We start from the raw sequence: 12489 nt of genomic DNA, 5'->3' as shown, positions 1-12489 counted from the left end.
CCCGGCCTAGCCGGTCAAAGACCGCAAGGCTACGGCGGAAACTTCGCGTTCAGGCCCGGACTTGTGCGGAGGGTACGAATTCGGCCAGGAAACGGAGGGTTGCCTCGACGAAAATGTCGTTGCGATCACCGGCCACCATGTGCGCCGCGCCGGCCACACTGGCGTAGTGGGCGTGGGGAACAGCGTCGAGGAACGACTGTGCGCCCTCCTCGGACAACACATCGCTGAGCCCACCGCGGACGAGCAGCGTCGGAAGCGTCAGGTTCTCAGCGGCCGCCTGCTGACGCGGGATTCGTTCAGCGAAGCTGCGCGGCCGGTGCATGAACGCCGGGTCCCAATGCCAGCGATAGCGACCGTCGGGCCAGAGGCGAACGTTCTTTGCGAGACCGTCGAGATTGCGCGGCCGCTCGCGGTGAGGCTGGTAGTTCGCGATGGCCTCGGCGACCTCTTCGAGTGATGCGAACCCGTCGGCGCCTTGAGCCATGAAGTCTCGAATCTTGCGCACACCAGCCGCTTCGATCTGCGGCGCTGTATCGACGAGAACCAGAGCGAGTGCGTCCACTGCGCCTTCCCCGACGGCGGTCAGCGAGGTGCCCCCGCCCATCGAGGCGCCGACCAGCACCGGTCGTTCGCCGAAGTGCTCCACGATCGCCACCAGATCGGCCACAGACGCCTCGGTCGTGTAGTCGCCGTCAGGCGCCCAGTCCGAATCACCGTGGCCCCGGGCGTCGAGGCTCACTGCGCGGTAGCCGCCGTCGGCGAGAGCCTGCCCCGCTCCCTTCCAAGCGTGACGGGTCTGGCCGCCGCCGTGCTGAAGCAGGACGAGCGGACCGCTGTCGCCGTATACGTCGGCGGCAACCTTCACGCCACCTGACGCTTCGATCAGCAGGTCAGGGTCCAGTGCACCAGTGATGCGCTCCCCGTGCTCGGAGGGATGCGAGTACACATCCGCACCAGCCGGCTCGGAGGGCACGAAGTCGGGAGCATCGGCGTCGGCTGGGTCGACCAGGGGCCGGCGTTGCTGGCCAGGCGATTGCTGCGTCATGTGCTGCCTTTCGTACGCGCTGGCGCCGACTGCTCCAGCCGCCGATGCCCAGATTGCTCAGGCGTTCCGTGCGCGGCCGTCGGCCTTGGCGGCGGCCTGATCGCGTCGACGGGCTTCGCCCGCTGCAGCCAGGGCGGCCCGGTTCGAGTCGTCGACGCGCATGAAGTGTTCGCGCCAGCCGTCATTGTCGTCGGCATCCCATACATAGGACGTCTGCACGGTCGTGCGCGGCAGCCAGGCGCGCTCGAGCAGGTCGAGTGCGGTGCCCGCAATGTCGCGTTGCATCGCCACGTCGCCCGGCTTGCCGGTGGGATTGCCCAGCGGGAAGTCGGTGAACACGAAGCGCGCGACGCCACATTCTTCGACGATGTCACGGGCGCTGCCAGCGACCACTGTCGGTATTCCGGCCTCTTCCAGGTGTCGTGCGACCAGACCCACGGTCTGGTGGCAGACGGGTCAGAGGGGGACCAACAGCGCAACGTCGACGCCGTCTTCGCGCATCCACTCCTCGATGCGGGGTGAGTCGTTGCGCTGCGTACGGCGCTGGCTGTAATCGGTGGGAATGCCGTAGAAGCGCTCTGACACCGCACCGATGCGTCCTTTGGCGGCAAATTCGCGCAGCCGGTTGATCGGCAAGTACGTGTCGAGATCTTCGGTGTGGGTGTTGTCCTTGTCCCAGAACAGGTCAGTGTTGTAGAGGCCCTCGAGGGCGTCGTCGCAGCGCGCGGCGTAGGGCTGCTTCGGCCGGGCCGAGGGCACGCCGGCAGGCTCGCTGCCTGCCCGGAAGAACGATGTCGTGACCAAGCCGACTGTGCTCTGCGACAGCGGCTTGGACAGTGGGGTGAAAGCCACCTCGTGGCTGTATGCCCATTGGTACGGCTGCGGATAGCCGTTCGCCGCGTAGTACTCGCGCGACTTGTCGATGTAGCTCAGATACGACCGGCGTGCCCGCCGTCCGCTCGTCCGCCGCTGCGAACGTTCTGTCAACGCCATCGTCTCTCCCCTGCCTGCCGCTGGGTTCTTGCCAGCCTCACCACCGTGCGCCGACCCTGCGAGCCGGCGCACCAAGACTGTACGCGCCTCGCCCTGCGGGATGCCCGGTGCCGCCTCAGGCCGTCTCGCGCTGAACGGTCGGAATGACCTCTTCGAGATAGGCGTCAAGCGCGTCGTGGAGGATCGGCGCCCTCAACGCCACGTTGAGTCCCTGTGCGCCGGCCGCCCGGTATTCCAAGATCCGCTCGACCGCCATCTCGGGCGTGCCGACGAGCGCGCCTTCGTCGAACCGGTTTGCGAGATCGCCCCACGGAGCGCGCCCGCGCTCGCGCTCGGGCTCCACTTCCGCGGGGTCGGTCACAAGATGAAACATCACGTTGATCGTTCGCTCGATTTCGGCCGGGTCGCGCCCGGCTGCGGTGGCATGTGAGTCGAGGAGCGCCGAGAGATGGGCAAACCGCTCCGGCGTGATGTAGGCGGCATTCCAGCCATCAGCAAGGCGCGCGGCCATCGGGATCGTGCGCCGCTCGCCGATCCCGCCGAGCCAGATCGGCAGCCGCTCCTGCACGGGAGCGGGCAGGCACGAAGCGTCGTCAGCACGAACCCAGCGGCCGTCGTAGCTCGTGCGCTCCTGGGTGAGCAGCGAACGGATGAGCTCGAACGACTCCTCCAGCATGTCGAAGCGCTCACCCAGCGACGGGAAGTCGTAGCCGAACGCGGCGGCTTCGGTTTCGTGCCAGCCGGAACCGAGACCCAGCGTGAAACGTCCTGCGCTGAAGTGATCCAGCGTGGTGGCGGCCTTGGCCAGCAAACCCGCGTTGCGATATCCGACGTAGAAGACGAGGCAGCCGATGCGGGCGTTGCGAGTGTCGGCCACCAGCGTTCCCAAGGTGGAAAGCGCCTCAAAGTGAGGCACCGTTCCGCCCTGCGGCGGTGCCTCGTACAGGTGGTCCCAGATGGAGATCCAGTCGGCACCTCCGGCGTCGAGTCGCTTCCACAGGTCACGCATCTGGGCGGCGGTCATGTTCTGTTGCCCGATGTGTGCGCCTAGCTGCATCGGCCCATCGCCGTGGGGGTGTTGTGTCGTAGTCACCCGCGCAAGCTAACCCGATGGCGCTCTTAGCCTGATTATCGTGAACGAAGCTGACGCCATCCCGCCGAGCGAGACCGAAGGGTCCACATGGGGAGCGGGCGGACTGACGCTGGGCGGCAAGCTGGCCGATGCTGTGGAGCAGCCGCCCACGGTCTACGCCGCGGTCGGCGGGCAGCGGTTCTTTGACCAGTTGGTGGACCGGTTCTACGACGCCGTCGAGTCGGACCCGCTGCTGCGCCCCATGTATCCCCCCGACATGGGACCCTCTCGGCACCGACTGGCGGGATTCTTGGCCCAGTACTGGGGCGGGCCCGCCGACTACAGCGCCGAGCGCGGCCACCCGCGGCTGCGGATGCGTCACATGCCGTTCGCTATCGGCCAGGCCGAGCGGGATACCTGGATGCGCCACATGCTGGCATCGCTCGAGGCCGCAAAGCTGCCCGACGGGTCACCGCTCGACCCCGAGATCGCGAACGCCATGTTCGCCCACTTCGACAACGCCGCCACCCACCTCATCAACCAGCCCGACTGAACGTCGACGTGGCGGGCGTAAAGCACACGTCAAGGGACGTCGAGTAAGAGGGCGATGACCTCGCGGATCTGGGCCAGCGCGACTCCGCCGACGTTCCCACGTGGTTCCTGCAACCGTGCTGTAGCCACCGCGCGGACGTGCTGACACTGAGCGGCTGAGCGCTCCTCTAGACCATTGCTCGGATCGGCCGCTATCTCGATCTCCGAAGCGAACCTGCGAAACCGTGATGTCAGGGGCACAACATGGACGATGGCCGGGTTGGCATCGAGGACACGCTGCGCAGTGACGACGATCGCTGGGTGCGGGAAGCCTGCTTCGTGCCCAATGGGCGTACCGAGGTCAACGTTGACAACGTCGCCTGCGCTGAACGTCATCCCAAGTCGGCGTCGAGCCACGCGGACTCGACTTCGTCGAGATCTGCACGAAGCTCTGCGCCGATCTGATCTTGTCGAAGGCGACGCACCGCCAACGACACGGTTTCGCCCACAGTCATGGCCATCGCTGCGGCGAGATGTTTGAGTTCGCGATGCGTCGCAACGTCGATACGCACACTCGTGCTCTGCATGTCGGGAGCATAGCGCCGCATGCAGATAGATATGCATATCTGCATGCAGTTTCAACGGCATACGCCGCTCCCGCGGACCGTCGACGATGTGCACGCTCTTTCACTCAGATCAACTGAGCGTTACGCCGCGGGAAGAGGCGGGATAGAACATCGGGCGATGGCTGAGACAACCAGAATGCGAGCACGGCAGATGTGGGAGTGCGTGGAGCGCTATCACCAGCTCTGCTACTGGGCTCCCGAAGTGCGTGAGACGGGCTCTGCGGCGGGGTTGCGGGGGTTCTGGATGAACTACTTCGCGACGCGGGTGGCGCCGCTCGGCCCGGTGCCCGCCAGCGTCGTGGAGTCGTTGTTCTTCTACTACGCACCGGCGCGAGTTCGGCGGGCGATCCCGGATGCTTGGGCGTACTCGTCACCCCCAGCAGTGCTGGCGGCGCGCTACGAAGGCATGGACGCTGCACTGAGACGTGAGCTGGGCCAGTTGGTCGACAGCGAGGAGGTGCGTCGCTGCGTCGACGTCGTGCGCGCAGCCTGCGATGCAGCCGACCCGGTCGGGCGCGTGCTGTTCGCGGGCTGGGCTTCGCTGGACTGGCCTGATGAGCCCCACCTGGCGCTGTGGCACGGAGGCACGCTGCTGCGCGAGTACCGCAGCGGGTGCCACTTGGTGGCGCTCGCGGCAGCTGGTCTGGGGGGCTGTGAGTCGGTGGTTTCCCAGGTCGCCGTCGATGAGGCGCCGCACGAGTGGATCAGCCAAGAAGCCGGCTGGACCCCCGAAGAGGCTGCCGAGGCGTACGCGAGCCTGCGAGCACGCGGCTGGGTGGACGCGGACGGCTGGGCCACACAAGCTGGACGCGAAGGCCGTACCGAGATCGAAGCAATGACCGATCGGCTCGACGGCGCCCACTGGGCCGCCGTGGGAGACGAGGCGGCAGACGCCTTGCTCGCTGACATGGCGTTTATCAATGCGTTGTTGCCCCCCGACGATCAGATCGACTGGCGCGAGCTGTACCCCGCCAACGAAACCGCCACCAGCTAGCAGTCGGCGGCCCCGCGACGCCGCCCATCCGCTGGCCGGGCACCATGCCCGCGTGGCGGCGACATCTGCAAGGCTGCGGCTCATGAGCGAGCAACTGCTAGGACACGTCGACAACCCGGTCATGGAGCACGCGGACTCCATCGACATCGATGCTCCCCCGTCGAAGGTGTGGGGAATGGTGACTGCGCTGGATCGCTACGGCGAGTGGAGCAGCGAGAACACCGGCGGCTACTGGCGCAAGGGTCCCGACGGCGAGCCCGGGAACGGCCAAGTCGGCGACATGTTCGTGGGCATCAACCGGCGTGGCGGCGAGGAATGGAAGGCACCCGTCGAGATCATTCGCCGGGTCGACAACGAAGACTTCGCATTCGTCACGGGCGGTCTCGAATACAACATCGTCCTGTGGCGCTACCAACTGGCACCCAAAGGCGACGGCACGACGCTGACCGAGACCTGGACGCTTCGCAAGCTGTCGCCCCGCATGGTCGAGCACGGTCAAGGCGAGGTCGATCAGCGATCCCACAATGCGCGCACGAGCATCCGGGCGACGCTCGAAGCGATGAAGGCAGCCGCAGAGGCCTAGCGCTCAGACCTAGCCGGGAATGCCGATCATCTGCGTGCGTGAACGCAGAACCACCATACGCTTGATGTCGACGAAGGCGCCAAAGCCGTCTTCGGTGACCGTCGACTTGTAGGCCTCCCAGCCGTCCGGGTCGGCGAAATAAAGCTCGGCCATGCCCATGTAGGACTCGTTGGCCGGGTTGACGCTGTGGTTGACCACGTAGCGCAATCCGCCGATCTCTCCCATGACGCCGCGCACGTTAGGCGCATGCGCCTCCAGCCAGTGACGGAACGCCTCTTCGACGTCGACGCCGTCGCGCGCGGGCACCAGGAACGTCACCTTGTAGAAGCCCGAACGCGTCGCCGGGAACGGCTCGTTCAGCGTGTTGGGGACGACGGGCAGGCTGCCGTCGAGCACCACGTACTCCGTCACCGGCCACTGCACATACGGTTCGGCCTTTTCCTGGAACGTGTCGGCCGGCGTGGTCCCGTGCGGCGCGTCTGGGGGCGGGAACGGCCGCTCGAACCACAGCTGGGCCATGCCGTCCCACGCGGCATCGCTGCCATCATCACGACGCTCGAACAGCGTGGCGATGTATTTCTGGGCGTGGAGCTTGCCCGCCGCGGCCTGCCGCTGCTGGCCCTCGATCACGTTCGGCATGTGGTTCTTGAACCAGTTCGCCACCAGCTCGTCGCGTGAGGCTTCGGGACGCCGCTTGATCAGGTAGATCATCTTCGCCGCCGGGTTGGCTGTGATTTCGCCTGACATGGATGCCTCCTCGACAAGGGCGGTCGGGCCGCAGCCGACCTGCGTGCCGCGATCCTGCCACTTGTCCCCGGTCGTCGCAGCGCCGCAGTCGCGCCGGCGCTCGGAAGTCAGGTGCCCAATTCCGCCACAAGTGCCTCGGCCAGGCGGTCGTAGTCGCCTTGTTGGTTGTAGAGGTGGGCAGAGATCCGCAGGACTCGTTCCGGCGGGGCAGGCCACGTGAACACTGGCACCTCGATGCCGTGCCGGTCCCGCAGCGCCCCCATGAGCGGGTCAAAGATTGCAGAACCCGGATTGTCGGCGGGCGGCAACGGCACGCTCGCGATCGCGCCAATCATGTCGCCAGGTGCTGGCGGCTCGATGCCGAGGGCTTCGACCAGCCGCTCCCGTCCCTGTAAGCACCGCTCACGGATGACGTTGCGCACACCCGGCCAGCCGTCGGCGTGCATCGCCTCCACAGCGGTCAGCGCATCGGGGACCGTCAGCCACGCGCTCGGGTCGTGGGTTCCCGTCCAGTCGAACTGGGCGTGGAGGTGGCCTCCTTCAGTCGGCCAGCCGCCGTTGTACCCGTGGCTGATAACCGCCGGGTACACGTCATCACGCCGGTCGGGCCGCACCCACAAGAACGCAGCACCCTTGGCCGAGCACATCCACTTGTGGCAGTTGGCCGTGACGTAGGACGCACCCAACTGGGACACGTCGAAGTCGATCATGCCGGGGGCGTGCGCAGCGTCGACCAGAACCCGCACGTCGGGCTCTAGCCGTGCCACAAGCTCGGCCACCGGCAGCACTAGCCCTGTTGCCGAAGTCACTGCGTCGATCAGCAAGATGCGGGTGCGTTCGGTCACGGCGGCGAGCACGGCATCGACCACTTCGCGCTCGTGCTCAAGCGGGAACGGCACTGCCGCGGTGGTGACCACCGCCTCAGCCCGCGACGCCGACACGATTGCAGCGTTGGTGCACGCGTTGTACTCGTGGTCGGTTACCAAGATCTCGTCGCCGGGTTCCAGGCTCGGCTCTAGCGATCGGAGCACGGCGTTGACGCCGGCCGTGGCATTCGTGACAAACACCAGGCCCGCCTCGTCGGCACCGACGAAGTGGGCCACAGCTCGCCGTGCCTGGTCCAGCCGTTCCTGGTACTCGCCTTCCAGGAAGAACCGTGTGGGATTCAGCTCGATGCGCTCCCGGATGCCTTGCTGTGCCTCGAGTACCGCCGCAGGGGTTGCGCCGAACGAACCGTGATTGAGGTGCAGTACTCCCGGGTCCAATAGCCACGCAGTCACGCAGCGCACGCTAGGTCAGCGAAAACAGAGGCGGCGCGGAGAACGGCTGCCACGCTTTCTGTGTGCAAATTTGCCGCCTGAGGCGGCATTTCTGCGCAGAGTCGAGGCAAACGGGGCTGGCGGGCACCGTCACCTCTCCGCCGACGCTCATAATCTCTGAGCACCGGAGGTCGTCATGAAAAAGCTCCTGGTGGCCAACCGAGGCGAGATCGCCATCCGCGCCTTTCGTGCGGCGACCCAACTCGGCATTCGTACGGTGGCGATCCTCCCCGTCGAGGAAGAACGCAGCGGCGCCTTGCACCGCATCAAGGCAGACGAGGCATACGTCATCGGCGAGGAGGGTCGGCCAGTTCGGGCGTATCTCGACCACGCCGCCATCGTGGACAAGGCCGTCGAAGTCGGCGCCGACGCGATCTATCCCGGTTATGGATTCCTCTCCGAGAGCCCAGATCTGGCAGACGCGTGCGCAGCGGCAGGCGTCACGTTTGTCGGGCCGAGCGCAGAGGTGCTGCGCCTGACCGGCAACAAGATGCGGGCGCGGCAAGCCGCCGACGAAGCCGGCTTGCCGGTGCTGCGCCAGTCGGCACCCATCGACGACGCCGACGCCGACATCATCGCCACTGCACACGAGATCGGCTTTCCGCTGTTCGTAAAGGCGGCTTCGGGCGGCGGCGGTCGTGGCATGCGGCGCGTGGAGCGCCCCGGGGTTCTCGCCGAAGCGGTCGACGCGGCCCGCCGCGAGGCGCACAGCGCCTTCGGCGACGGCACCGTGTTCTACGAGGAAGCCATGACTGATGTGCGCCATATCGAGGCACAGGTCCTGGCTGATGCCAGCGGGAAAGTCGTGCACCTCTTCGAGCGGGACTGCTCGGTGCAACGACGCTTCCAAAAGGTCGTCGAGATGGCCCCCGCCCGGGATCTCGACGAAGCCGTCCGTCAGCAACTGCTCGCCGATGCCGTGCATTTCGCCGAGGCCATCGGCTACACCAACGCCGGCACGGTGGAGTTCCTCGTCGATGCCGAGGGGCGCCACGTCTTCATCGAGATGAATCCCCGCATCCAGGTCGAGCACACCGTGACTGAGGAAACGACCGACGTCGATCTGGTGGAATCGCAGCTGCGCATTGCGTCGGGTGCTTTGCTGGCGGACCTCGGGCTCGTCCAGGAACGCATCAGCCTGCGCGGCTTTGCAATGCAGTGCCGGGTCACCGCCGAAGATCCGGCGCATGACTTCCGGCCCGACACCGGCCGGATCGTCGCGTACCGGCCCGCCAGCGGCGCCGGGGTGCGTCTCGACGGCTGCGTCTATCAAGGCGTGGAGATCACACCGCACTTTGACTCGATGATCGAGAAGATCACCTGCCGGGGTCCCGATTTCGACACCGTGGTCCGCCGGATGCAGCGCACCCTGGCTGAGTACCGCGTCCGTGGCGTGTCGACCAATCAGCCATACCTGCAGGCGATCCTCGCTGACCCCGAATTCCGAGCCGGGCCAGTCACGACGACGTTTATCGATGATCGACCCGAGCTGACCGCAGCATCCGTCGGGGCCGACCGGGCCACCCGCTTGCTGCGGTACCTGGCCGATGTGACCGTTCACCAGCCGAACGGCCCTGCGCCGACCGACGTCGACCCGGCATCCAAGCTGCGGCCAGTGCAGGGCACGCCGCCCGTTGGATCGCGGCAGCGTCTCGCCGAGCTTGGACCGGCTGGCTTTGCCGCGGAGCTGCGTGCTGCGACTGCGGTTGCCGTCACCGACACCACGCTGCGCGATGCCCACCAGTCGATCCTTGCCACGCGACTGCGCACCATCGACCTCGTGGCCGGGGCACGCCAGATGGCTCACTTCATGCCGGAGCTGTTCAGCATGGAGTGCTGGGGCGGTGCCACCTTCGACGTGGCACTGCGGTTCCTGCACGAGGACCCCTGGGAGCGCCTGCGACGCATCCGGGCGGCAGTCCCCAACATCTGCACTCAGATGCTGTTGCGGGGACGCAACACGGTGGGCTATTCGCCGTATCCCGACACGGTTGCGCACGAGTTCGTGGCTGAGGCTGCCGAGTGCGGGATGGACATCTTCCGCGTCTTCGACGCGTTCAATTCCATCGACCAGATGCGACCGGCGATCGAAGCCGTGATCGCTGCTGGTGCTGTAGCCGAGGGCACGATCTGCTACTCCGGCAACCTCTCGAGCCCCGACGAAGGTCTGTACACGCTCGACTACTACCTGGGTGTCGCCTCGGGGCTCGATGACGCAGGGGTGCACATCCTGTGCATCAAGGACATGGCAGGGCTGCTGCGGCCTTCTGCTGCGGCGACGCTGGTCAGCGCGCTGCGTGAGCGCTTCGCCCAGCCCGTCCACCTGCACACCCACGACACAGCCGGCGGGCAGCTCGCGACCTACCTGGCAGCGGTACAGGCAGGGGTGGATGCCATTGACGCCGCCGCGCCGCCACTGTCGGGCATGACCTCGCAGCCGTCGATCGCCTCTGTGGTGGCGATGACCGACGACACCGAGCGGGAGACCGGCCTCGATCTTGACGCCATCGGCGACATGGAGCCCTACTGGGAGGCAGTGCGCCGCGTGTATGCGCCCTTCGAAGCCGGGCTGCCGTCGCCCACCGGAACCGTCTATCGCCACGAGATTCCAGGAGGCCAGCTGTCGAACCTGCGGGCGCAGGCTCGGGCACTCGGCATCGGGCATCGTTTCGAGGAGGTGGAACGGCTCTACGCGGCGTGCAATGAACTGCTCGGTCGCCCCATCAAGGTCACGCCGTCGTCCAAGGTCGTCGGCGACCTTGCTCTGCACCTCGTGGCCTCGGGCGTCACTCCCGACGAGCTGGCGGCTGATCCCGCTGGCGCCGACTTGCCCGACAGCGTCATCGGATTTCTGCACGGCGAACTCGGAACCCCGCCCGGCGGGTTCGCTGAGCCCTTCCGCTCTCGGGCGACCGAGGGCCGCGATTGGGCACCCAAGACCAAAGACCTCACCGACGACGACAAAGCGGGTTTGGCCACAGATCGGCGCGCCACGCTCAACCGGCTGCTCTTCCCCACACCATCGTCCGCACAAGCAGAGAACACCGAGCGCTATGGCGACCTGTCGGTGCTGCCATCACTGCTGTTCTGGTACGGGCTGGATCCTCACGCTTGGGACACTGCAGTGGTGCTCGGCCCCGGCGTGCGTCTGCTGCTTGGTCTGCGATCGATCAGCGAGCCCAACGACGAGGGCATCCGCATGGTCAGCTTCCGGGTCAACGGTCAGCCCCGCGACATCGACACGCTGGATCGCACCGTTGCAGCGGACCGTCCCACCCATGCCCGCGCCGACCCGAGCGTGCCCGGGCACGTTGCAGCACCCTTCCGGGGCTCAGTCAACGTCGCGGTGACCAAGGGCGATCAGGTTGCCGTTGGCGACACGATTGCGGTGATCGAGGCCATGAAGATGGAGTCGTCGATCTCAGCGCCGGTTGCTGGAACTGTCGTATCGATCGCAGCAGCGCCGGGCGCCCTGCTCGAGCCCGGCGATCTCATCGCCGAGATACGTCCGGCAGGGCGCTCGGGCAGCCCCGAGAGCGAACACGACGGATAGCTGGCATCGCCGCTAATTTCGACAGCACCATGCTGCAGCCGTTCACCGTTGCCGATTGCGTAGCAACGAACGCCCGGTCCTATCCGGACCGGTGCGCGATCGAAGTGCTCGACCCACGCCTGACCGGAGGCGTCGAGCCCGTCGAGACGTGGACGTACGGCCAGCTCTGGGCCCGAACCGAGGCCATCACCGATGCGCTGGGGCCAGTCGAGCTGGGGCCTCATGGGCAGATGGCTGGGCTCCTGCTTCCCAATGGCGCCGACTACGCCGCTGCGTATCTGGCATGCCAGCTCGTCGGCGCAGCTGCAGTCCCGGTCAACAGCCGACTTGCCGAACCCGAGATCCACTACGTGCTGGAGGACTCGGGCGCCTCGGTACTGATTGCCGACGAGCCGTTCATCGACATCGCGCGCCGGGTGACGGCCGATCTCGGAATCAGGCTGATCGACGCCGCCGCGATTCCCCCCTCGGCGCCAACGAGGTGGTCGCGGCCCATCGGGCCGTATGCCGACATCGATCCCAGCACGGGTCGGCTGGTGCCAAGCGTCACGCCGAGCGACACCACCACCGATGAGCGCACCGCCATGATCGCGTATACCTCAGGGACGACCGGTTTCCCGAAGGGGAGCATCAACACCAACACCGGATTCCTGATGCGCCTGATGCACTGGAGCTGGACGTTCGGGCTGACCGGCCGCGAAGTCGTGTCCACGCCAGGTCCGATGTTCCACCTCTCCTATGGTGGCCTGACGCTGGCGCAACTGGTGGCTGGCGGTCGGGTCCGGGTGATGACCGCGTTCGAGCCGCAAGCCGCTCTCGACGAGTACGCCCAGCACAGCACCTGGGCGTTCCTGGTGCCCTCCATGACCGCTGCGACGAGGTGTCCCTGCTCGACGAGGCGTTCGACATCTTCCCGAACGCCGAGATCACCGACGGCTATGGCTGGACCGAAGCCGGCTGGGTGACCTACGACATCAAGGATCGTGCCGCTCTCGTGCCCCATTGCGTGGGCGGCCCCGCGCCAGG

General features: G+C 66.7%; 13 protein-coding genes. 5 read left to right on the top strand and 8 right to left on the bottom strand.

Features of this window, described 5'->3' with window-relative positions:
* Nucleotides 1-49: 49 nt before the first annotated feature.
* The 4 genes from ACPXYO_RS05800 to ACPXYO_RS05785 form a co-directional block, all read right to left on the bottom strand.
* Complete coding sequence (locus tag ACPXYO_RS05800; protein ID WP_423917572.1) at nt 50-1045, bottom strand: alpha/beta fold hydrolase; 996 nt, start codon at nt 1043-1045, stop codon at nt 50-52.
* Between the two features lie 57 nt (nt 1046-1102).
* Complete coding sequence (locus ACPXYO_RS05795; protein ID WP_423917569.1) at nt 1103-1483, bottom strand: hypothetical protein; 381 nt, start codon at nt 1481-1483, stop codon at nt 1103-1105.
* An 18-nt stretch (nt 1484-1501) separates the two neighbouring features.
* Nucleotides 1502-2038 (bottom strand): hypothetical protein, encoded by a 537-nt coding sequence (locus ACPXYO_RS05790; protein ID WP_423917567.1) that lies wholly within the window; start codon nt 2036-2038, stop codon nt 1502-1504.
* 115 nt (nt 2039-2153) lie between these two features.
* On the bottom strand, nt 2154-3131 hold the full coding sequence (locus tag ACPXYO_RS05785; protein WP_423917564.1) for an LLM class flavin-dependent oxidoreductase: 978 nt from the start codon (nt 3129-3131) through the stop codon (nt 2154-2156).
* Between the two features lie 40 nt (nt 3132-3171).
* Between ACPXYO_RS05785 and ACPXYO_RS05780 the strand changes: the two genes are divergently transcribed.
* On the top strand, nt 3172-3663 hold the full coding sequence (locus ACPXYO_RS05780; RefSeq protein WP_423917561.1) for a globin: 492 nt from the start codon (nt 3172-3174) through the stop codon (nt 3661-3663).
* A gap of 29 nt (nt 3664-3692) precedes the next feature.
* On the opposite strand, the gene ACPXYO_RS05775 is transcribed toward ACPXYO_RS05780, so the two are convergent.
* Both ACPXYO_RS05775 and ACPXYO_RS05770 read right to left on the bottom strand, forming a co-directional pair.
* The gene (locus tag ACPXYO_RS05775; protein WP_423917558.1) at nt 3693-4037 is read right to left on the bottom strand and encodes a type II toxin-antitoxin system PemK/MazF family toxin; all 345 of its coding nucleotides are present in this window, start codon (nt 4035-4037) and stop codon (nt 3693-3695) included.
* Nucleotides 4034-4228: a hypothetical protein gene (locus tag ACPXYO_RS05770; RefSeq protein ID WP_420622859.1), complete on the bottom strand. Its 195-nt coding sequence runs from the start codon at nt 4226-4228 to the stop codon at nt 4034-4036. The genes ACPXYO_RS05775 and ACPXYO_RS05770 overlap by 4 nt, the downstream gene beginning before the upstream one ends.
* A gap of 157 nt (nt 4229-4385) precedes the next feature.
* Between ACPXYO_RS05770 and ACPXYO_RS05765 the strand changes: the two genes are divergently transcribed.
* Complete coding sequence (locus ACPXYO_RS05765; RefSeq protein WP_423917554.1) at nt 4386-5261, top strand: SCO6745 family protein; 876 nt, start codon at nt 4386-4388, stop codon at nt 5259-5261.
* A gap of 82 nt (nt 5262-5343) precedes the next feature.
* Complete coding sequence (locus ACPXYO_RS05760; protein ID WP_423917552.1) at nt 5344-5844, top strand: SRPBCC family protein; 501 nt, start codon at nt 5344-5346, stop codon at nt 5842-5844.
* Nucleotides 5845-5853: 9 nt separating this feature from the next.
* Here ACPXYO_RS05760 and ACPXYO_RS05755 read toward each other — a convergent pair whose 3' ends face one another.
* Both ACPXYO_RS05755 and ACPXYO_RS05750 read right to left on the bottom strand, forming a co-directional pair.
* Nucleotides 5854-6591, bottom strand: a complete 738-nt coding sequence (locus ACPXYO_RS05755) for an EthD domain-containing protein (RefSeq protein ID WP_423917549.1) — start codon at nt 6589-6591, stop codon at nt 5854-5856.
* 107 nt (nt 6592-6698) lie between these two features.
* Nucleotides 6699-7871 (bottom strand): aminotransferase class V-fold PLP-dependent enzyme, encoded by a 1173-nt coding sequence (locus ACPXYO_RS05750; protein ID WP_423917546.1) that lies wholly within the window; start codon nt 7869-7871, stop codon nt 6699-6701.
* A 175-nt stretch (nt 7872-8046) separates the two neighbouring features.
* Between ACPXYO_RS05750 and ACPXYO_RS05745 the strand changes: the two genes are divergently transcribed.
* Nucleotides 8047-11463 carry a pyruvate carboxylase gene (locus ACPXYO_RS05745; RefSeq protein WP_423917544.1) on the top strand — a complete coding sequence of 1139 codons (3417 nt, stop codon included), beginning with the start codon at nt 8047-8049 and terminating at the stop codon, nt 11461-11463.
* A gap of 29 nt (nt 11464-11492) precedes the next feature.
* A complete protein-coding gene (locus ACPXYO_RS05740; protein ID WP_423917541.1) occupies nt 11493-12428 on the top strand; it encodes an AMP-binding protein in 936 nt (311 codons plus the stop codon).
* Nucleotides 12429-12489 lie beyond the last annotated feature (61 nt).

Origin of the sequence: Candidatus Poriferisodalis sp. (assembly GCF_965237655.1) — a bacterium.
Classification (GTDB): Bacteria; Actinomycetota; Acidimicrobiia; order Acidimicrobiales; family Poriferisodalaceae; genus Poriferisodalis.
The sequence above is the reverse complement of the archived record's forward strand: the minus strand, read 5'-3'. Positions and strand labels throughout refer to the sequence as shown.

Bases quoted from the DNA above. Each gene is read 5' to 3' on its own strand.
- ACPXYO_RS05770 (WP_420622859.1), bottom strand. From the start codon at position 4,228: ATGCAGAGCACGAGTGTGCGTATCGACGTTGCGACGCATCGCGAACTC.
- ACPXYO_RS05760 (WP_423917552.1), top strand. From the start codon at position 5,344: ATGAGCGAGCAACTGCTAGGACACGTCGACAACCCGGTCATGGAGCAC.
- ACPXYO_RS05790 (WP_423917567.1), bottom strand. From the start codon at position 2,038: ATGGCGTTGACAGAACGTTCGCAGCGGCGGACGAGCGGACGGCGGGCA.
- ACPXYO_RS05775 (WP_423917558.1), bottom strand. From the start codon at position 4,037: ATGACGTTCAGCGCAGGCGACGTTGTCAACGTTGACCTCGGTACGCCC.
- ACPXYO_RS05740 (WP_423917541.1), top strand. From the start codon at position 11,493: ATGCTGCAGCCGTTCACCGTTGCCGATTGCGTAGCAACGAACGCCCGG.
- ACPXYO_RS05800 (WP_423917572.1), bottom strand. From the start codon at position 1,045: ATGACGCAGCAATCGCCTGGCCAGCAACGCCGGCCCCTGGTCGACCCA.
- ACPXYO_RS05765 (WP_423917554.1), top strand. From the start codon at position 4,386: ATGGCTGAGACAACCAGAATGCGAGCACGGCAGATGTGGGAGTGCGTG.
- ACPXYO_RS05755 (WP_423917549.1), bottom strand. From the start codon at position 6,591: ATGTCAGGCGAAATCACAGCCAACCCGGCGGCGAAGATGATCTACCTG.
- ACPXYO_RS05745 (WP_423917544.1), top strand. From the start codon at position 8,047: ATGAAAAAGCTCCTGGTGGCCAACCGAGGCGAGATCGCCATCCGCGCC.